Source organism: Rhodoplanes sp. Z2-YC6860, from assembly GCF_001579845.1.
Taxonomy (GTDB): domain Bacteria; phylum Pseudomonadota; class Alphaproteobacteria; order Rhizobiales; family Xanthobacteraceae; genus Z2-YC6860.
This window is the reverse complement of record NZ_CP007440.1, coordinates 3,705,581-3,724,704: the sequence shown is the minus strand read 5'-3', so window position 1 is coordinate 3,724,704 and position 19,124 is coordinate 3,705,581. Positions and strand designations below refer to the sequence as shown.

Here is a 19,124-nt window from a genome sequence, read left to right as displayed (position 1 = left end):
TCGTCGTGGCCGGGTCCAAGGGGGGGGCGGAGCGACCATGAACAACGGTGCATCCGGCGAGACTCCGACGGGCACGGCGCAACACCTCGCCGAGCAGGCACACGCGAGCCTGGAGAATGCGGCGCAAGGGCACGGCGATGCCGCGCCGCTCAAGCTCGAAGAGTTCCTGCCCTACCGTCTCAACGTGGTGGCGAGCCTCGTGTCCCAGGCTCTGTCCCGGGTTTATGCGGACCGCTATGGCATCGGCGTACCGGAATGGCGGGTGCTGGTGACGCTCGGCCAGTTCGGCATGATGACCGGCAAGGCGATCGGCGCGCACAGCCACATGCACAAGACCAAAGTGTCTCGCGCGGTGGCGCTGCTGGAAAAGCGGAAGCTTTTGACGCGACGCGCCAACCGCGCCGACCTGCGCGAGGCTTTCCTCGCACTCACACCGGCCGGCCGGGCGATGTATGACGACCTCGCGCCGATCGCGCTCGATTTCGCCAACCGCCTCGCCGAAGTGATCGACCCCGCCGACCGTGCGATTTTCGAGCGCGCGGTCGACAAGCTCATCGAACGATCGGCCAAGCTCGCCGCCGAATTCGCCAAGGGCCGCATCGAGGCCGACGACGACTAGCAGGCATGAGTCGACGGCTGCCGCGCATATGAATATACGGGTGCGGCACGTTCGGACCTGAAGCTGCACCGAAATCGCGCCGGGACACGTCATGAAGCTCTACACCTATTTCCGCTCGTCGGCGGCCTATCGCACGCGGATCGCGCTCAACCTCAAGGGTCTCGCGCCGGAGCAGATCTCGATCCATCTCACCAAGGACGGCGGCAAGCAGCACACGCCGGAATATCGCGCGATCAATCCGCAGCGCCGTGTGCCCTCGCTCGTTCTCGACGACGGCACCATCCTGATGCAATCGCCCGCGATCATCGAATATCTCGACGAGATTCATCCGAACCCGCCGTTCCTGCCCAAGGATCCTGTCGCGCGCGCCAAGGTGCGCGCCTTCGCGTCGCTGATCGGCTGCGATATTCATCCGCTGAACAACCTCGCGCCGCTGCAGTATCTGCGCCGCGTGCTGAAGCAGGAGCAGCCCGCGATCGACACCTGGTATCAGCACTGGGTGACCGAGGGCTTCACCGCGCTCGAGGAGATGATCGAGCCCGGCCCCTACTGCTTCGGCAACCAGGTGACGCTCGCCGACATCTATCTCGTGCCGCAGATGTACAACGCGCGGCGGCTGAAGACGCCGCTCGAGGCGTTCCCGAAGCTGGTCGCGGCCGACGCCGCGCTGCTCAAACTTCCGGCCTTCGACAAGGCTCGGCCGGAAAACCAGTTCGACGCCGAATAGCGGCCGAGCGTCCCGGCAGAGTTCCCAAAGAAAGCCGCCATCGTGGCCAGCCACAATCCCGCTCGCCAAAATCTGACGCGTGTGGTCGCGTGGATGATGGGTGCGCTGCTTTCCTTCTCGGTGAGCGCGCTCGCGGTGCGCGCGCTCGGCAAGCAGCTCAATATCTTCGAGATCCTGACCATCCGCTCGGGCTTCGGCGTGCTCGCTCTGCTGGCGCTCATCGCGGCGCGGCCGGACCTGCGCCACGAGATCGCGCCGCGCTACATGGGCTTTCACATCGCCCGCAACACCACGCACTTCGTCGGCCAGTATGCCTGGGCGCTGGCGGTGACCTTGCTGCCGTTCGCCACCGTGTTCTCGCTCGAGTTCACCACGCCGGCCTGGGTGGCGCTGCTCGCCGCTCTGGTGCTCGGCGAACGAATGACCAAGAGCCGGCTCGGCAGCGTGATCCTGGGTTTCATCGGCGTCGTCGTTATCGTGCGCCCCGGTTCGACGAGCTTTCAGCCGATGGCGCTGATGGTGCTGTTCGCGGCCTTTTGCTTCGCCGTCTCGCTGATCATCACCAAGCAACTCACCAACCGGGTCAGCACCTTCACGATCATCTTCTGGATGAATGTGATCCAGCTGCCGCTGGCGCTTGCCTGGCCGGTGGTTGTCTCCCTCACCGGAGGGCCGTCGCTGTTCATCTTTCGGCTCGGTGCCGATTTGATCGTGCCGGCCCTGGCGATGGGCGCGGTCGGTCTCTCGTCGCACTTCTGCCTGACCCAGGCATTTCGCTCGGGCGACGCCACCGTTGTGGTGCCGCTCGACTTTCTGCGCATTCCGCTGATCGCGGTGATCGGCTGGCTCTTCTACGCCGAGAAGCTCGACGCTTTCGTGTTCGCCGGCGCGGGTTTCATCATCTGCGGCGTGTTGTGGAATCTGTCGGCCGAGTCGCGCCGGGCGGGCGCTTCGGTCGCAGCGAGCACGAAGAAGGCGCAGGCCGCGGAAACTTGACCATGACTGCAACTGCCGTCCAAACTTTGGACACCATTGGCGGGTCAAAGTCCCGCCCCCGAGGCTTTGGGACGGGGGGTCCCAAGCCAAGCCTATGCTTTGCCGCCGCCGGGCGGACTTCCGGGCGGATTTGGGGAACGCTGATGCATGTGATGTTGCGCCGTGCCATTGGACCGGCTGCCGTGTGGCTTGCCGCGGTGGGCGCAGCGCATGCGCAGCAACAGTTGCCGCCGCCGCCTGCCCAGCAGCAGGCCGCGCCACCGCAGGTCTCCCAGGGCGGAATGTCCCAAGGAGGCATGTCCCAAGGCAATCCGGTCTGCGCACGGCTCGAGACGCAGCTTCAGACCTTCGACCGCGGCTCGGCCGACCAGGGTCGCGCCGAACAGCTTGGCAAGTTCGAGGCGGCCGCCGCGAGCCAGCAGGCGGAGATCGATCGTCAGGAGGACGCGGCGCGGCGCATGGGCTGCAACGAGAGCAACTTCTTCGCGCTGTTCAGCGGCGGAAGGTCGCAGCAATGCGGACCGCTCAACTCCAAGATTTCGCAGATGCGCGCCAATCTCGACCGCATCAACGCCGACCTCGAGCGGCTACGCGAAGATCCCGCGCCCGAGCGTGACGCGCAGCGCCGCGCCATCCTGGTCGCGCTGTCGCAGAACAATTGCGGTGCGCAGTATCGCGCCGCGGTCGCGGCAAACCCGCCGGCACGCAGCGGCGGTTTCTTCGACACGCTGTTCGGTCCTGGACCCGGCACCGCGATCGCACCGCCGGGCGCCGACGCGGGCTTTGCGGCCCCCGGCGGCACCTATCGCACGGTCTGCGTGCGCACCTGCGACGGCTTCTTCTATCCGATCTCGTTCGCGACCAATCCAAGCCGCTTCCCCGAAGACGAGAAGATCTGCCAGAACTCGTGCCCGGCCACCGAGGTGCAGCTGTTCACTCACAAGAATCCCGGCGAAGACATCAATCAGGCGGTGTCGGTCAACGGCAACCAGCCGTACACGTCGCTGCCGAACGCGTTCAAATACCGGCAGGCTTGGGACAACAATTGCAGCTGCCGCAAGACCGGCGAAAGCTGGGCGCAGACGATGAAGGGCGTCGACGACCCGACCGTCGAACAGGGCGACATCGTGGTCAACGAGCAGCGCGCCAAGCAGTTGTCGCAGCCGCCGCGCGGCAGCGTGCCAGGCAAGCCGGTTGCGGCGCCCGCGACCCGAACGGCACCACCAAGGTCCGCTCAGCCTGCCGCTCCTGCCGCCGCACAGGCAGCGCCTGCCAATCCGTTGACACCGGCAGCCATCGCCGCCCAAGCGGCGCCGGCAGACGGGTCGCAGCCGGTGAAGCCCGATCCCAATCGCCAAATACGTGAAGTGGGTCCGACTTTCATTCCGGCGCGCTGATTTCGGCGCAGCTGTAAATATTGCTCCGTCCACGCTGAAGCACGAGGCCGCCCGTATGTTGTAACGGCGGTGGCCACCTCATCTTTCGAGACGCGTTGCCATAGCGCGTCGAAGACGCGCGTGAACGCGCTTATGGCAACGCCTTTCAAGATGAGGTCGAGAGAGCGGCGGATCGCGATCCGAAGACGTCTCGTTCACGCTTCGCAACACATTATTTCGACGATGAAATTTCCAAGTTCCCACCTTTCGGAAAAATAAAGTTCCGCTTCCGTCGGCACCCATTTTTGCGTCGCGCGTTAACCAGCCACCCCAACCGCAGCCGGAACCCCAAACAATCTGCGTTCGCAGAAAGCGAGGAGTCATGTCTGAGGTCAAGAAACCACCCTGCCCTGTCTGTGGGCGCGAGATGCATCTCAAGAATGTGTTTCGTCAGCATCCGTTCGACCACCACGTCTTCAAATGCGGGTTTTGCAGTCTGGAATATCCGGTGGTGAAACCGGCATTGGAAGATGCTGTAACAAACGAAAGCAATGGATGATGACGATGTGCGCAAACCGACATTGTCCGGAGCCACGGTGGCTCCGGACAAATTCGGTCGTCGTCAGAAATCGAATGCTTCGCTCTTCGCCGCTGCGCCGGCCTTCAAGAGCGTCTTGTCCGGCTCGGGCAGCGGCTCGCCCAAATCGCGGAAGCGGTTCACGATGGGATAACGGCGGTCGCGGCCGAAGTTCTTCAGCGTCACCTTCACGCCCGGCGCGGCCTGGCGGCGCTTGTATTCGGCAATGTCGAGCAGCCGCGCAACCTTCAGCACGATGTCCTTGTCGAAGCCCTTCGCCACGATCTGCGCAACAGATTCCTCGCGCTCGACGAGTGCTTCGAGGACCTGGTCGAGCATGTCGTAGGGCGGCAGCGAATCCTGGTCCTTCTGATTCTCGCGAAGCTCGGCCGTCGGCGGCTTGGTGATGACGTTCTCCGGGATCACCGGGCCGTCGGGGCCGAGCGCGTTGTCGGGCTTCCAGGCGTTGCGCAGGCGCGACAGCCGAAACACCTCGGTCTTGTACAGGTCCTTGATCGGATTGAAGCCACCGTTCATGTCGCCATAGAGCGTCGCGTAGCCGACCGACATCTCCGACTTGTTGCCGGTTGTCACCACCATCAGACCGAACTTGTTGGAGATCGCCATCAGGATGACGCCGCGGGCGCGAGCCTGGATGTTCTCCTCGGTGACGTCGCGGTTGCGGCCGGCAAACACCGGCGCGACGCTTTCCTCGATGCCGAGCACGGCCTTCTCGATCGTGAGAATGTCGTACTGGATGCCAAGCGCCTTTGCGATGCCCGCCGCATCGTCGAGCGAATCCTGCGAGGTGAAGCGGTACGGCATCATCACGGCGCGCACGCGCTCGGGGCCGAGCGCATCGACCGCCATGGCGGCGCAGAGCGCCGAGTCGATGCCGCCGGAAAGGCCGAACACCACGCCCTTGAAGCCGTTCTTGTTGACGTAGTCGGCAAGCCCCAGAACGCAGGCGCCGTAGTCGGTCTTGTCGTTCTCGTCCTGCCGCGTCATCGGACCGGCGACGCAGCGCCAGCTCCCCGCCTCACGCCTCCATTCGGTCAGCGCCACGGTCTCGCGGAAGGTCGGCAGTTGCGCGGCGAGACTGCGGTCGGCATTGAGCACGAAAGACGCGCCGTCGAAAATGAGCTCGTCCTGGCCGCCGACCATGTTGAGATAGATCAGCGGCAGGCCGGACTCGACCACACGCGACACCGCGATGTTGAGCCGATGCTCGGTCTTGCCGCGCCAGTAGGGCGAGCCGTTCGGCACCAGGAGAATCTCGCCGCCGGTCTCGCTGACGCATTCGACGACTTCAGCGCCCCAGATGTCCTCGCAAATGGGAATGCCGATGCGGACGCCGTTGAACAGAATCGGACCGGGCATCGGCCCCGGCGTGAACACGCGCTTCTCGTCGAACACGCCGTAATTGGGCAAATCGACCTTGTAGCGCAGCGCCGCGATCACGCCGCCCGCAAGATGCGCATAGGCGTTGTAGAGCTTGCCGTCCTCGACCCAGGGCGTGCCGACAAGCAGCGCCGGGCCGGTTTTCGTTTCGCGCGCCAGCGCCTCGACCGCTGCCCGGCAGGCCGCCTGGAAGGCCGGCTTGAGCACCAGATCCTCGGGCGGATAACCCGCGATGAACAGCTCGGGAAATGCCAGGAGGTCGGCGCCAAGCTTTTGCGCCTCATCGCGGGCGCGTCGGACCTTCGCGGCATTGCCGGCGACGTCGCCGACGGTCGGATTGAGCTGCGCGAGCGCGATTTTCAGGCTGTCAGCGGGGCGGGCATTCATACCGATGATCTAGCGCGCGGAACGTGTTGCGGCAATCGGCAAGGTTCCATGGCCTAAAGCCTTCGGGATGGCCGCCTATTTCTTGGCCGCCGCTTCAACCTTCAATTGGGCGACATCGCCATTCAATTTTTCCACGGCCGACTTGAGCGTGGCAATTTCGGCCTGGGCCGCAGCGAGCGCACGCGCCGAAGCGGTAAGCTTGGCCTGCATGTCGCGCGAAAGCTTCGATAGCGACTGCTGCAGGAACTCATCATTGCTCTGCAGGCATCCGGTCCGACGCTCCATCTGCTTTTCAGCGGTACAGCCTTCCAGGCCCGGGATGTCCTGCCCGCTTGCTCGCGACGACGACAGCGCAAGCAAAAGGATCGTCGCGCAGCGCAAGGATTGTCCCCAGGATTGCCCCGAGGATCGTCCCGACCATAGTCCCCAATATCTTGCCATGATGGCTCCATCGCGTAACCGACGTGACATCATAGGCAACGATTGGCGTTTGCGCCTCCCGCGGTCGCTCATGCCAATGAATGACGCGCGGATTGCTCTCCGGCAATCCGCGCGCCGCCTCCCCGTAAAATCAGGTGTGCCGGTCAGAATTTGCCCTTGATATGGGCCAGCACGCCGTAGCGCTGCTGGTCAAAATTATCGAGCCGGTCTTTGGTGCCGAAGTCCGGGCCGAAGCGCGTGCTCCCGCTGCGCGCGAACAGGCCCCAGTAGCGCAGTCCGGTGCCAATCTCGATATTCGGCGTGATCGCGTAGTTGACGAACATCTCGGCCTCGACACCGTAGGCATAGCTGCTGTCGGAGATGACGTTCGGCGCAGGCCCAAGGTCGGCGTAGCTCTGCCGCAGCAGATGGCTGTCCTTGTTCTCGACCGACGCATAGGGCACAGCCGCGATCTCGCCGCTCCATGACCAGTTCTGATCGATCGCGACCTTGGCATCCATGCCAAGGCGCACGGCGTGCCAGGTCGGCTCATATCGACCCACCGCGACATCATAGCCGAGCGGCACCGCGCCGACGAAGGCGCAGCCCAGCGCCGGCTGCTGCTGCTTGCAGAGCAGACCATATGCGGTCGCCTTCTCGCTCCAATAGTGGTAGCCGGCGAACACCCCCACCTTGACGTTGTGCGCCGGCTGAAAGGACCAGCCGAAATCGATCATCGCATAGGCGAGACTGCCGTTCTGCACCTGGCTGCGCGTGTCGGAGAACTTGGCCTGAGCCTCGAAGAAGTCCTTGTCGTCGATATAGCCCGATGTGAGGGCGCCGCCACCGACGAGGCCTTTGACGAAGAAACCGGAGGGCTTGTGATCGAGGCGGGCGAAGACCTCGCCGCTATGAGCCTCCAGATTCTTCCAGTCGAGCGTCGAGGTCGGCGTGCCGAAGCCCTGCACGCCGTTGGAGAAGGCAAAGCGGTAGTTGCCGAAGGAGTACCAGTAGCGCGTGCCCGCCTCGAAGACGAAGGCGGTCGGCTGCGGCTCCACTTCGGGCATATGCTGGGGCGGCGCTTTCGTCACGTTGGGCCACTGCGCCGCCATGCTGTCGCTGGCTTCGAGACGGCTCATATTTGGCGACGACACTGAGGCGGACTTCGCTGCGGCCTTGTCGGCGACGAAGGCCGGTTTCGGATTGATCTGCGGCGCCTCGTCGAGCTTGACGTTCGGCCATTCCGCGGTGCTGCCGGTGATGTCGAGCCGGCTTGTTTCGGGCGCGAACAAGGACGTGTGTTTGACGGGTTTCGCAACGGGCTCATCGGGAGGGATGAAGGCCGGCCTCGCATTGATCGGCGGCGCATCGTCAAGCTTGACGTTCGGCCACTGCGCGTCGTCGCCGAGCGAGGGCCACTGTGCATCGTCGCCTCCGGCCGCGCGCGCAGCCATCGCCGACACAGCGAGCAGCAAGGTCACAGCGATTGAGAGCGGAGCGCGCGTCACGAAGAATTCCTTTCGTCGATGCGCAAAATGCAACGTGAAAACTTTTCAAGTTGTTAGCCGGTTGCGGCCGCGGACGTGCTCACGCGGGCAGCGTTAATGGACCGCGAAAACACGGCACCGCAGAATTTGCACTTCGTTAGCGGTGATTGCGGCGGACCCAATAAATGCGGGCATTTCTTGATGCAGCACATTCGCCAATGCGCACCTGCGCAGCGTGAAAAGCCGTCAGAACCGATTAACGATAAAGCCAACCACAAGTCATTCCGGGGCGCGCCAAAGGCGCGAACCCAGAATCCAGACACTCAAAGACTTCCTCCGGAACTGGATTCCGGGTTCGCTCGCCATAGCGCGTCAAAGACGCGCGTGAACGCGCTAATGCCAAGCGCCCCGGAATGACGGCGGCGCGTGGCGCGCCCCGAATGACCGCGGGGAGAGAGTTAGATCAACCCGAACCGTTCGGCGATCGCCACCAGCCACACGATGCCGGCGAGCAGGAGCGACAGACCGACCGCAGCGGACGCCATGTCCTTCACGCGGCCGATCGCATCGTGATGATGCGGCGTGACATGATCGGAAAGCTTCTCGACCGCAGTGTTGAGCAGTTCGACAATCATCAGCAGCACGATCACGCCGATCAGCATCACCCTTCGCCACGTGTCCGTTGCGACCAGGAACGCGGCCGGCAGCGCCAGGATGAAAGCCACGAGTTCCTGACGGAACGCCTCTTCGCTGCGGGCTGCTGCGCGCAGACCGTTCCAGCTGTTCAGCGTTGCCTTCAGAAGCCGCAGCACGATCTTGCCATCAGAGTCCAGCTGCCGCGGGCAACGGCTTCACGCGGTGCGCACGCTCAGCCTTGAGCAGATCGGCCATCAGGAAGGCCATCTCAATCGCCTGCTCAGCATTGAGCCGTGGATCGCACAGCGTGTGATAGCGCGCGTTCAGCCCTTCGTCGGTGATGGCATGCGCGCCGCCGGTGCATTCGGTGACGTTCTGCCCGGTCATCTCCAGATGCACGCCGCCGGCATGGGTGCCTTCCGCCGCGTGGACCTGGAAGAACGACTTCAGCTCTTTGAGGATCAGGTCGAACGGCCGGGTCTTGTAGCCCGTCGTGGCCGTGATGGTGTTGCCGTGCATCGGATCGCACGACCACACCACCGATTTGCCCTCGCGCTTCACGGCACGGATCATCTGCGGCAACATCTCGCCGACCTTCTCGGCGCCGGTTCGCACGATCAGCGTCAGCCGGCCGGGCTCGTTCTCCGGGTTGAGCACGTCGATCAGCCGCAACATCTCGTCGATCTTCGACGACGGGCCGCACTTGAGGCCGAGCGGATTGATGATGCCGCGGCAGAAGTCGACATGGGCGTGGTCGAGCTGCCGGGTGCGGTCGCCGATCCAGACCATATGGGCCGAGGTCGCGCACCAGGTGCCGGGATGTGTCGAGTCCTCGCGCGTCAGCGCCTGCTCGAAGCCGAGCAGCAGCGCTTCGTGGCTCGTATAGAAGTCGGTGGTCTTGAGCTCCGGATGCTTTTCCAGGTCCAACCCGCAGGCCTGCATGAAGGCCAGCGCCTCGGAAATCCGGTCCGCCAATTCCGTGTAACGCTGGCCCGACTTCGGATCGAGATCGAGCATCCACTGGTGGACGCGGCCGAGGCTCGCATAGCCGCCATGGGTCAGCGCGCGGATCAGGTTCAAGGTCGAGGCCGAATGCCGATAGGCCTCGATCAGACGTTGCGGATCGGGCACGCGGGCCGCGGCCGTGAACTCCGGCCCGTTGATGATGTCGCCGCGATAGCTCGGCAGCTCGATGCCGTTCTTCTTCTCGACGGGCGATGACCGGGGCTTGGCGAACTGGCCGGCGATGCGGCCGACCTTCACCACCGGCACGGAGGCGGCATAGGTCAGCACCACCGCCATCTGAAGAAAGACGCGAAGGAAGTCGCGGATGTTGTTGGCGCTGATGTTGTTTGCGCTCGGATCGGTGAAGCTTTCGGCGCAGTCGCCGCCCTGCAGCAGGAAACCCTCGCCGTTGGCCACACGGCCCAGCGCCTCTTTCAGGTTGCGCGCCTCGCCGGCAAACACCAGCGGCGGATAGCCCGCGAGCTGCCGCTCGACGTTCTGCAATGCCGCCTGGTCCGGATATTCCGGCACCTGGATGATCGGCTTGTTTCGCCAGCTGTCACGCGTCCAACGCTCGGCCACGGCACAAAACTCCCGCTGATTTGAATTTCCCGTGTCGGGACGCGGACTTATAGCGGCGAGCCGATCAAAACGCCAGCGTGCGCCTCAGTCTCGTGTTTTGGCGCCGAAAACGCCGCCAAGTCCCTGACCACAAACCTATTCTGCCGCGCGTAGATCTATTCGGCCGCTTCGCGGACACGGGTGGCGAACTTCGTCCGCATCGTCACGAGCTCTTCGGCCGCGCTCGGATGCAGCGCCATGGTGGCGTCGAAGTCGGCCTTGGTGGCCCGCATCTTCACCGCGATGCCGACCACCTGGATCATCTCGCCGGCATCGGCGCCGACGATATGGCAGCCGACCACCCGGTCGGTCATGCCGTCGACGATCAGCTTCATCAGCATGCGGGTGTCGCGGCCGGACAGCGTGGCCTTCATCGGCTTGAAGGTGGCCTTGTAGATGTCGACCTTGGGAAACCGTTCGATGGCCTGAGCTTCAGTCAGGCCGACCACGCCAACCTCGGGCTCTGTGAAGACCGCCGTCGGCACGTCGGTGTGATCGACCTTGGTCGGCCTGCCGCCGAACACGGTGTCGGCAAAGGAGTGCCCCTCCCGGATCGCGACCGGCGTGAGCGCGATGCGGTCGGTGACGTCGCCCACCGCGTAGATGTGCGGCACGTTGGTCTGCGAATATTCGTTGACGGCGATCGCGCCCTTGTCGTTCAGCGCGACGCCCGCTGCCTCGAGACCGATGTTCTTGACGTTCGGCCGCCGGCCGGTCGCGAACATCACCTTGTCGACCAGGATCTGCTGATGATGGTCGGAGAGCTGCACGCAGAGGCCGTGGTCGACCTTCTCGATGCCCTCGACGATGGCCTTGGTGATGATCTTGATGCCGCGCTTCTCGAGCTCGGTGCGAACATGCGCGCGCACGTCTTCGTCGAAGCCGCGCAGGATGTTGTCGCCGCGATAGACCACGGTGACGTCGGAGCCGAGCCCGTTGAAGATCGTGGCGAACTCCAGCGCGATATAGCCGCCGCCCTGAATGAGGATGCGCTTGGGCAGCTCGGTCAGATGCAGCGCTTCGTTGGAGGTGATGACGTGCTCGTGGCCTTCGATGTCCTTGCCGACCGACGGCCAGCCGCCGGTCGCAATCAGGATGTGCTTGGCGCGCACGGTCTCGCCGGTGGCCAGAAGCTTGACGGCGTGCGGCTCGACCAGCACGGCGCGGCTTTTGACGACCTTCACCTTCGAGCGATCGAGGTTCGACGTGTAGGCCGCCTCGAGGCGCGCGATTTCCTTGTCCTTGTTGGCGATGAGCGTCGGCCAATCGAAGGTCGGCTCATGCAGAGTCCAGCCGTAGCCCTTGGCGTCCTCGAACTCGTCATGGAAGCGCGACGCGTAGACCAAGAGCTTCTTCGGCACGCAGCCGCGGATCACGCAGGTGCCGCCGACGCGGAATTCCTCCGCGATCATGACGCTGGCGCCATAACCGGACGCGATGCGGGCGGCGCGCACGCCGCCCGATCCGGCTCCGATCACGAACAGATCGACCTCTTCCGACATGGCTCGAAGCCCCTGAGGTTAGCCCGCCCCGACCGGCGGTGCTGATAGCACTTGGGGGATGTCAGATAAGGTTCTTGCCGCGCTTTTGCATCTCGGCGCGGAATTTGGCGTCGACCTCACCCGCAAATTTGCGTGACCAGTCGTCGGCCGCCTTCAAGGTTTCTTCCAGCGCCTTGGGCTCTTCGGCAATGAGCTTCTTTCCGAGCGGCGATTTGTAGAACGCCAGCGCGTCCTTCAGCTCCTGCTCGGTGAAATGCGAGGCGTAAATGCGGGTGATCTCCTGCTGCATCTCGGCTTTGCGCGGAGCGAGATCTGCGGAGAGCTTTTGCGCTATCTGATCGAGATCCTTGGCGAGGTTCGGGTTGTTCTGTATGAAGAAGTTCTTGTGATACTCGATCACGCCGTTGACCAGCGGGTCATAGGCCGCCGCGGCGCCCTTGAGGTCGACAAGCTCTTTGGCGAGCAGCATCGCGGTCGGGCTGATCTTGGGCTGCGCCGCCGGCTGCTGGGCAAAGCCAGGTCCGGACAGCGCGATGGCGAGGACGGCCACGGCGCTGAGCGCCCGGACGGTTCGGCGGAATGTCATGCGGTAACTCCCTTAAACCCTACGACTGAGCTCTTTGAGGCCGTTCGACCACGCGAGCGCCGGCAGGTCCAGCCAGAATAGCGGCTTGCGCCATGCCGATGAACAGGCCGTGCTCCACCACCCCGGGGATCTGCGACAATTTCGCGGAAAGCGTTACCGGGTCGGGGATCCGCCCGAGCCGCGCGTCGAGAATCCAGTGCCCCCCGTCCGTGACGAAAGCGTGGCCATCCTTGCCCTGCCGCACCGCCGAGGGCCCCGGGCAGCCGGCCGCCGCGCAGGCCGCCTCCACGGCGCGCCTGGTGGCGGCAAGCCCGAACGGCATCACCTCGATCGGCAGCGGGAAGGCGCCGAGCGCCGTCACCCATTTGCTCTCGTCGGCGATCACCACCATGCGGGTCGAGGCTGCGGCCACGATCTTTTCGCGAAGCAGCGCCCCGCCCCCGCCCTTGATCAGGCTCAAGTCCGGGCCGATCTCGTCGGCGCCATCGATCGTCATGTCGAGCGCAGGCGTCTCATCGAGCGTGGTCAGCGGCACACCGACCTTTTCGGCCAACGCCCGCGTTACCTCCGAAGTCGGCACGCCGACGACGTTGAGGCCCTTGTGCACCCGTTCCGCCAACAACTCGACGAAATGCTTGGCCGTGGAGCCGGTGCCGAGCCCAAGCTTCATGCCGGGCTTCACCCACTCCACCGCCACGGCCGCGGCTTGACGTTTCTGCGCTTCGATGTCCATTGAACGCGCTTGAAAGATGAGGGAACCGCCCGCTTCTCTAGCGTCGTTTCCTCGCAAGCGATAGCCGCCAGGCCAAGAGATACCCAGAACAAGAGATACCCAGAAACGGATACCCGGAAAGCAATGCCGCCCCTCACCGTGATTTTCGATCTCGACGGCACCCTGGTCGAGACGGCGCCGGACCTCGTCGACACCCTGAACTGGGTGTTTCGCCGCGAGAGCCTGCCGGAGCTTCCCTATGCCGAGGCGCGCAACATGATCGGCGGCGGGGCGCGCCGGATGATCGAGAACGGGCTCCGTCTCGAAGGCCGCGCGGTCGACAGCGCCGAGCTGGACCGCATGCTCGCCGATTTCATCCGCTACTACGGCGAGCATGTCGCCGACCGCTCGCGGCCGTTCCCGGGGCTGGACGCGGCCCTCGATCAGCTCGCCGGGCACGGCTTCCGCTTTGCGGTCTGCACCAACAAGCGCGAGGGTCTTTCGAGGCTCCTGCTCGAAGCGCTGAAGATGACCCACCGCTTCGAGGCGATCTGCGGGCCGGACACCTTCAACATCTACAAGCCCGATCCGGAGATCCTGCGCCGGACCATTCACGCCGCAGGCGGCGCAATGGAGCGCTCCATCATGGTGGGCGACAGCGAGACCGACATTGCGACCGCGCGCGCTGCTGGCGTTCCGATTGTGGCGGTGGACTTCGGCTACAGCGAAATCCCGGTGGAGAAGCTCACCCCGGACCGGCTCATCAGCCACTATGACCAGCTCGTCCCGGCCGTGCTGGAACTGGCTTCGGCGTCACGCTGACCCCTCGCAGGCCCCGGCAAAACGGCGAATTCCCTTAAAAATGGCCTCTTTAAGCCTTATTTTACTGTAATCAGCGCAGTGTGGATGCGGAGTACCATTTCCGGCCGGTCCATATCGCAAAGGCTGCCGGATGTCGCGGCGCAGGGACACGCCGCGGGGGGACGGACGGTTACGCACCTTCAGCCACCGCTCCGGATATTGAGTAACGCGGCCTCGCGGCCGCCTGAGTGGGGTTCGACCATGAAACGGTTCGTCGTCATTGCCGCATGCGGATTGGGCCTCAGCGCCTGTTCGAGCATGCCGAGCTGGATGCAGTTCGACCTGCCCAAAGGCGCCCCGTCGGCGACCACCATGCAGTTCGAATCCGAGCCGGCCGGCGCCGAGGCGCGCACCTCGAACGGCCAGACGTGCCAGACGCCCTGCTCGCTCGCGGTGGCCGCGGACCAGTTCACGGTGACCTTCACGCTGCCCGGCTATGCGCCGCAGACCGTTCCTGTGAGGACCGTCGCCTCGACCGAAACGACCCCCGAAGGCGAGACCGGTGCGCCGCGACTCGTGCCCAATCCGCTGTTCGTCGAGCTTTCGCCGGCAGGCGCACCGCCGCCACGCCGGACGGGGCCGGTGGCGACCGCCAAGCCGAAACCGAAACAGCGGCCGAAGCCCGTGACGACCTCGCAGGCTCCGAGGAACACCACCTCGCAAGCCCCGAAGACCTCCACGCCGCAGGCGATGGCGCCCTCGCCGCCACCGCCGGAAGCAGCACCCGCCTCGCCCTGGCCGCCCGCTCCGGCGCGGTAGACCGCGCATGGCCGTCCGGACGCGATCTGGGCGGCGGTTCCTTGGGATTTGTCGAAGACCACGGCCGCGTTGCGGTTCGTCAACCGGCTTCCTTGACATCACTCACGCCGGCTCCCTACAAGGACGGCCGGTCGGGCGTTTAGCTCAGCGGGAGAGCGTTCCCTTCACACGGGAGAGGTCGTAGGTTCAATCCCTACAACGCCCACCATCTTTCCCCTTCGACATCACTCACAGTCTTCGTGAGGGCCGGTTGCGAACGTCCCTTCTCCTCGTCCTTTCGCTGACAGTACCCGCTCACGCACAAGACCAGCGCTTTCTCGACAGCCTTCGCAATGTGGAGCCGAATACCAGGCTCGAACAGATCTGCGACTTCGAGGCCATGAAGCGCATCAAGCAGGACACGGGGAAATTTGCGGACCGGGCGAAGTCGGACATCACCGTCCGTCCTCAGCACAAAGGCCACACGCTCACCGTGAATGGCGGTGCCTTCCGCGCCGACGGAAGGTGGTTCGAGCTTTCATTCGTGTGCAAAGGCACGCCGGACCATCTGCACGTCACGGCATTCAAATACAAAATCGGGAAGCAAATTCCTCAGACGAAGTGGTCCGAACTGGGACTCTGGCGCTGAATTTCCACTAAGGCCCGCGACCGCTCGAAGTTCACCTTTACGGAGCAGACATCTCTTCGACGAGTTGTTCGAGATGTTCGGCTTCGGCTTCCAACTCGTAGCGCCGCTCGAACACTTGCGCGCGTTTGGCATCTTCGCGGCAACGAACGGCCCGGGCTCGATACTCAGCAACGAGATTTGCAGGGCGGCTTATTCGCTCGTTTCCAGACATGATACTGCAATGCTTCACAGCGCCCGCAACTTGAACCTGCTTCCGGCATGAGGCGCTTTTAGGGCGCAGCAATCGGGGACACCAAAATCTGGAACTGTTTATTGCAGCCGTGGCGAAACACGCGCCGCGCCTTCGCGGAGACGTCACCCGGCAACAATTTCCGGCTGCAAATTTTTAACCTGAAGCGGCGATGCTCCGTTCATGGGGCAAGGTGATGCGTACCCCAGAGCCCCGTCTCGCACGGGGCTTTTGTTTTTGCGCCCACCGATGTCCCCGGAGGTAAAGATCACGGCGGGAGTCACCCGTTGCGAGCAAGAGCGTTCCCGAGAGCGTTCCAAGGTGTGCGTTTGTGCACTGTCAGATCGTCCGGGTTTCAGGAATGTTGCATTCGAGTACGAGCAAGCGATTTTCCCGCCCACTTGCTTGCTCAAACTTAAGGCCCCGCCTCCCCACGGCGGGGCCTTTCATTTGATACGACTCAATTCCGTCAACATGCGGCGCATCAATTGCGCCGGGCTGAAGTGAAGCACCTATCGCCCCCGGCAAGGCCCTTGTCGAGCTGGACCTCAAGGGCCTCGCCGGTCCACACCTTCGGTTGATCCTTTAGCCGATCCGGGGCGCCGCTTTGGCAGCTACACAAAGAAGCTCAAGTTTCCCGCCAGCAGAACACTCTGATTGATGTAGAGCGTTCTGCGGCAAATCAGCCATGAATCGCCGTTGCGTCGCAGGACATCGGCGCGGCGGCCGATCAACGTGTCCTCGGTGTCGGTGTTGCGGTTGCGATAGACCAGAAACTTGCAGCTCACCTCGACCTCGCGCGCATCGGCGACGGAAGGCTCCGCTTTGACGATCCGCACGTTGGTGACGAGATGCGAGGTGCGCGACAGCGGCTCCTCGGCCCAGTGGACGCCGGTCTTGATCTGCGCCACGCGCGTGGCCAACGTTTCCTTGCCTTCGTCGAACCACGAAATATCGAGCGGCCCTGTCAGGTATTCATGGGCGATGCTGGGCGCGGCGATGTTGCGGACGATCGGCATGCGGTATTGCAGGTCGTCGCTGAACAGTGTCAGCCATTCGTCGAACTTCCGTTCGTCGACGAGGTCGGCCTCGCGATTGAGGAAATCCTCGACTTCGTAGCGCAATGCGATCGCGTCGTAGCTCTTCGGCAGGCTTGCGTTCAAGATATCACCGCACGAGCTTCAGCGGGAACGCGACGTCGTTCGCGACCTGCGAGCGCCGCATCAACTGATCCCAGTCGCGCCCTTCCATGAACTCGGCCCAGCGCTTGAGCCAGATCAGCTGGTTCTGTTCGGTGACCCGCTCGCCGCACCAGACCGCGCCCGGAAGGCCTTCGTACGGGACCGAATAGCGCAGCCCCTGCTGGTAATTGTACGGCAAGCGCCGCGCGACCGCGCCCTGGCTCGCTTCAGTGGCCGAGGCCCAGTTCTCGAGATCGTCCTGCTCGGTCATCCCGCCGGGACCCGAATAGGTCATGTAGTAGTGCCGCAGCGTGTCAACGACCTCGGCCGGCGCGTCCGCATCGATCAGGTAGTAACGCCAGAACTCGGTCTGCGTCGGTCCGTTGGGATGATGCACGATCATCGTGCGTGGCTGATCCTCGTGGAACGACATGTTCGGGAAGATCGTGCCCTTGCCCTGCTGATGGATGCGCCCGGCGCGACGCGCCTGATGGGCTTTCGCGGACTTGGCCAGATACTCCGCCACGTGCGGATATTTCTGGAACGCCGCCGGCCGCGGAAATTCCTCTTCGGGGCGCGAAGCGAAGCCGAGGCCGCCATGACCGAGATCGGGCCAGCCGAACGCAGCGTGTCCCTCGGGCCGCTCATCCCTCCGGCCTTCGGTGCCGCTCGGATTGAGGTTGACCATGTCGACCGAGCGGTGCGCCACGACGTGCGCGGCATCGCCGACAAAATTGGTCGCCGGGAATTTCCAGTTGCAGTTGATGCGCCACTTCTGCACGCCGACCAGCAGCGTCGAGCCGCCGTCCCGGCCGTCGCGATGATCGAGCGCCGAGTCGAGCCACAACCGCATGCTGCCAAGATAGTCCTCGAACGGCGCGGCATTGCGGTCCCAGGTTGCCCAGATCGTGCCGCGGTAGTTGACCATCTGCGCGACCGGCGCGAGGCCCCATTCTTTTTTGTCGAGCTCCTCGTGGTAGTATTTCTTGTAGCCCGGCACGCCGAACAGCTCGCCGGGCGTCGAGACCAGCGCGCCGTCGGTCGAATAGCTCCAGGCGTGATACGGACAGCTGAAAACCCGGGTGTTGCCCTCGTCGTGACGGCAAAGCTTCATGCCGCGATGGCGGCATGAGTTGAGGAAGACGTGCAGCTTGCCCTGGCGATCGCGCGTCAGGATCACCGACTCCTCGCCCATGCGCGACACGTAAAAGTCGTCCGGATTCGGCACCTGGCACTCATGGCCGACGAGCAGCCAGGCGCGGGCGAAGATCTGCTCCTGCTCCTGACGGTAGATGTCGCGATCGACGAAGATCTCGCGGCTCGCGGTGCCGTTCTTGACGTCGATGAGACTGCGCACGTCCATCGCGAGAGCTCCCAGAATCTATTGAATCTGCCCGAGCGAACGTATCACCGGCGCAAGCCGCTGTCGCTCCTCGCGGATCATGCGGTCGAACGCCTCGGCGCCCACGGTCCCGGTCGACGTCGCGTTCTTGGTCAGCGCGGCTTTGAACCCCGGATCGTTCTGCGTCGCCAACACGGCGGCCTTGAGCTTGTCCTGAATCTCTCGCGGCGCCTTGGCCTGAACATGGAGGCCGTACCAGTTCACGGTCCGCACGCCGGGAATTCCGGCTTCGGTCGTGGTCGGCACGTCCGGCATCAGCGCCGAGCGCTCGGTGCCGGTCGTGGCAAGCGCTTTCAGCTTGCCGCCTTCGACGAACGGCGAGACGTTCGACACGTCGCCGAACGCCGCGTCGATGGTGCCGCCCATGATGTCGGCAACCGACTGGCTGGTGCCGCGATAGGGCACGTGCGTCACATCGATATCGGCGTCGCGCTTGAGCAGCTCGATGGAAAGATGCGTCGTCGTCCCGATGCCGGCCGAGCCGAAGGTGAGCTTGCCGGGATTGGCCTTGGCGTAGCTGACCAGATCGGCGGCGGAGTTGAACGGAGAATTCGCCCTCACGACGAGGGCCTGCGGCGCCTGCCAGATCTGCCCCAGCGCGATGAAATCGTTCTCAGGGTCGTAACCGACCTTCTTCGAAAGCGGGATCACCGTGAAGGTCGCCGCGATGCTGAGCAGCAGTGTGTATCCATCCGGTGGAGCGCTGGCGGCGATTTCGGTGCCAACGACACCACCGGCGCCGGTGCGGTTCTCAACCACGATGCTCTGGCCCAGGTGGCGAGACAAAGTCTGCGCCACGAGCCGCGCCGCCGTGTCGCTCGGCCCGCCGGCCGCGATCGGCGCGATGATCTTGATCGGGCGCGACGGATAGTCATCCGCGAATGCAGGCGTCTGCCCGAGCATCGCAACAACCGCGAGACCGATCGCTGATCTTGAAAGTTTCATGGAACCTCGGTGGAGCAACGTTGTCATGGGCGGTGGCGATGCACGAGCGATGTGCGATAGCGAATGC

18 protein-coding genes and 1 tRNA gene are annotated in these 19,124 nt (G+C 64.0%); 8 read left to right on the top strand and 11 right to left on the bottom strand.

The window, feature by feature from the left end:
• Positions 1 to 37: 37 nt before the first annotated feature.
• From RHPLAN_RS17095 to RHPLAN_RS17080, 4 genes are all read left to right on the top strand, one after another.
• Positions 38 to 619: a MarR family winged helix-turn-helix transcriptional regulator gene (locus tag RHPLAN_RS17095; RefSeq protein WP_084245073.1), complete on the top strand. Its 582-nt coding sequence runs from the start codon at positions 38 to 40 to the stop codon at positions 617 to 619.
• Between the two features lie 91 nt (positions 620 to 710).
• The gene (gene maiA / locus RHPLAN_RS17090) at positions 711 to 1,346 is read left to right on the top strand and encodes a maleylacetoacetate isomerase (RefSeq protein ID WP_068020159.1); all 636 of its coding nucleotides are present in this window, start codon (positions 711 to 713) and stop codon (positions 1,344 to 1,346) included.
• Between the two features lie 42 nt (positions 1,347 to 1,388).
• On the top strand, positions 1,389 to 2,342 hold the full coding sequence (locus tag RHPLAN_RS17085) for a DMT family transporter (RefSeq protein WP_237180164.1): 954 nt from the start codon (positions 1,389 to 1,391) through the stop codon (positions 2,340 to 2,342).
• A 143-nt stretch (positions 2,343 to 2,485) separates the two neighbouring features.
• Entirely contained in the window at positions 2,486 to 3,739 is a 1,254-nt protein-coding gene (locus RHPLAN_RS17080; RefSeq protein ID WP_068020156.1) for a DUF2865 domain-containing protein, read from the top strand.
• 601 nt (positions 3,740 to 4,340) lie between these two features.
• On the opposite strand, the gene RHPLAN_RS17075 is transcribed toward RHPLAN_RS17080, so the two are convergent.
• The 8 genes from RHPLAN_RS17075 to rpiA form a co-directional block, all read right to left on the bottom strand.
• The gene (locus RHPLAN_RS17075) at positions 4,341 to 6,083 is read right to left on the bottom strand and encodes an NAD+ synthase (protein ID WP_068020154.1); all 1,743 of its coding nucleotides are present in this window, start codon (positions 6,081 to 6,083) and stop codon (positions 4,341 to 4,343) included.
• Positions 6,084 to 6,158: 75 nt separating this feature from the next.
• Positions 6,159 to 6,443 (bottom strand): hypothetical protein, encoded by a 285-nt coding sequence (locus RHPLAN_RS17070; RefSeq protein WP_157100318.1) that lies wholly within the window; start codon positions 6,441 to 6,443, stop codon positions 6,159 to 6,161.
• A 224-nt stretch (positions 6,444 to 6,667) separates the two neighbouring features.
• A complete protein-coding gene (locus RHPLAN_RS17065) occupies positions 6,668 to 8,011 on the bottom strand; it encodes an omptin family outer membrane protease (protein WP_157100317.1) in 1,344 nt (447 codons plus the stop codon).
• Between the two features lie 437 nt (positions 8,012 to 8,448).
• Entirely contained in the window at positions 8,449 to 8,802 is a 354-nt protein-coding gene (locus RHPLAN_RS17060) for a diacylglycerol kinase (RefSeq protein ID WP_068020148.1), read from the bottom strand.
• 10 nt (positions 8,803 to 8,812) lie between these two features.
• Complete coding sequence (locus RHPLAN_RS17055) at positions 8,813 to 10,213, bottom strand: class II 3-deoxy-7-phosphoheptulonate synthase (RefSeq protein WP_068020146.1); 1,401 nt, start codon at positions 10,211 to 10,213, stop codon at positions 8,813 to 8,815.
• A gap of 155 nt (positions 10,214 to 10,368) precedes the next feature.
• On the bottom strand, positions 10,369 to 11,754 hold the full coding sequence (gene gor / locus RHPLAN_RS17050; RefSeq protein ID WP_068020145.1) for a glutathione-disulfide reductase: 1,386 nt from the start codon (positions 11,752 to 11,754) through the stop codon (positions 10,369 to 10,371).
• 61 nt (positions 11,755 to 11,815) lie between these two features.
• Positions 11,816 to 12,340, bottom strand: a complete 525-nt coding sequence (locus tag RHPLAN_RS17045; protein WP_068020143.1) for a DUF2059 domain-containing protein — start codon at positions 12,338 to 12,340, stop codon at positions 11,816 to 11,818.
• A gap of 19 nt (positions 12,341 to 12,359) precedes the next feature.
• Positions 12,360 to 13,073: a ribose-5-phosphate isomerase RpiA gene (rpiA, locus tag RHPLAN_RS17040; RefSeq protein ID WP_068020142.1), complete on the bottom strand. Its 714-nt coding sequence runs from the start codon at positions 13,071 to 13,073 to the stop codon at positions 12,360 to 12,362.
• A gap of 123 nt (positions 13,074 to 13,196) precedes the next feature.
• Here rpiA and RHPLAN_RS17035 point away from each other — a divergent pair, with 123 nt between their 5' ends.
• The 4 genes from RHPLAN_RS17035 (at position 13,197) to RHPLAN_RS17020 (ending at position 15,300) form a co-directional block, all read left to right on the top strand.
• Positions 13,197 to 13,874 carry an HAD family hydrolase gene (locus tag RHPLAN_RS17035; RefSeq protein ID WP_068020140.1) on the top strand — a complete coding sequence of 226 codons (678 nt, stop codon included), beginning with the start codon at positions 13,197 to 13,199 and terminating at the stop codon, positions 13,872 to 13,874.
• A 240-nt stretch (positions 13,875 to 14,114) separates the two neighbouring features.
• Positions 14,115 to 14,672, top strand: a complete 558-nt coding sequence (locus RHPLAN_RS17030) for a PEGA domain-containing protein (protein ID WP_068020138.1) — start codon at positions 14,115 to 14,117, stop codon at positions 14,670 to 14,672.
• A 133-nt stretch (positions 14,673 to 14,805) separates the two neighbouring features.
• A tRNA-Val gene (locus RHPLAN_RS17025) sits at positions 14,806 to 14,880 on the top strand.
• A 126-nt stretch (positions 14,881 to 15,006) separates the two neighbouring features.
• On the top strand, positions 15,007 to 15,300 hold the full coding sequence (locus RHPLAN_RS17020) for a DUF930 domain-containing protein (protein WP_257730497.1): 294 nt from the start codon (positions 15,007 to 15,009) through the stop codon (positions 15,298 to 15,300).
• Between the two features lie 843 nt (positions 15,301 to 16,143).
• On the opposite strand, the gene RHPLAN_RS17010 is transcribed toward RHPLAN_RS17020, so the two are convergent.
• The 3 genes from RHPLAN_RS17010 to RHPLAN_RS17000 are packed head-to-tail and all read right to left on the bottom strand — an operon-like array spanning position 16,144 to position 19,057.
• Positions 16,144 to 16,692, bottom strand: a complete 549-nt coding sequence (locus tag RHPLAN_RS17010) for a 3-phenylpropionate/cinnamic acid dioxygenase subunit beta (protein WP_198165001.1) — start codon at positions 16,690 to 16,692, stop codon at positions 16,144 to 16,146.
• A gap of 4 nt (positions 16,693 to 16,696) precedes the next feature.
• A complete protein-coding gene (locus RHPLAN_RS17005) occupies positions 16,697 to 18,073 on the bottom strand; it encodes an aromatic ring-hydroxylating oxygenase subunit alpha (protein ID WP_068020130.1) in 1,377 nt (458 codons plus the stop codon).
• A gap of 18 nt (positions 18,074 to 18,091) precedes the next feature.
• Positions 18,092 to 19,057, bottom strand: a complete 966-nt coding sequence (locus tag RHPLAN_RS17000; RefSeq protein WP_198164999.1) for a Bug family tripartite tricarboxylate transporter substrate binding protein — start codon at positions 19,055 to 19,057, stop codon at positions 18,092 to 18,094.
• Positions 19,058 to 19,124: the final 67 nt, after the last annotated feature.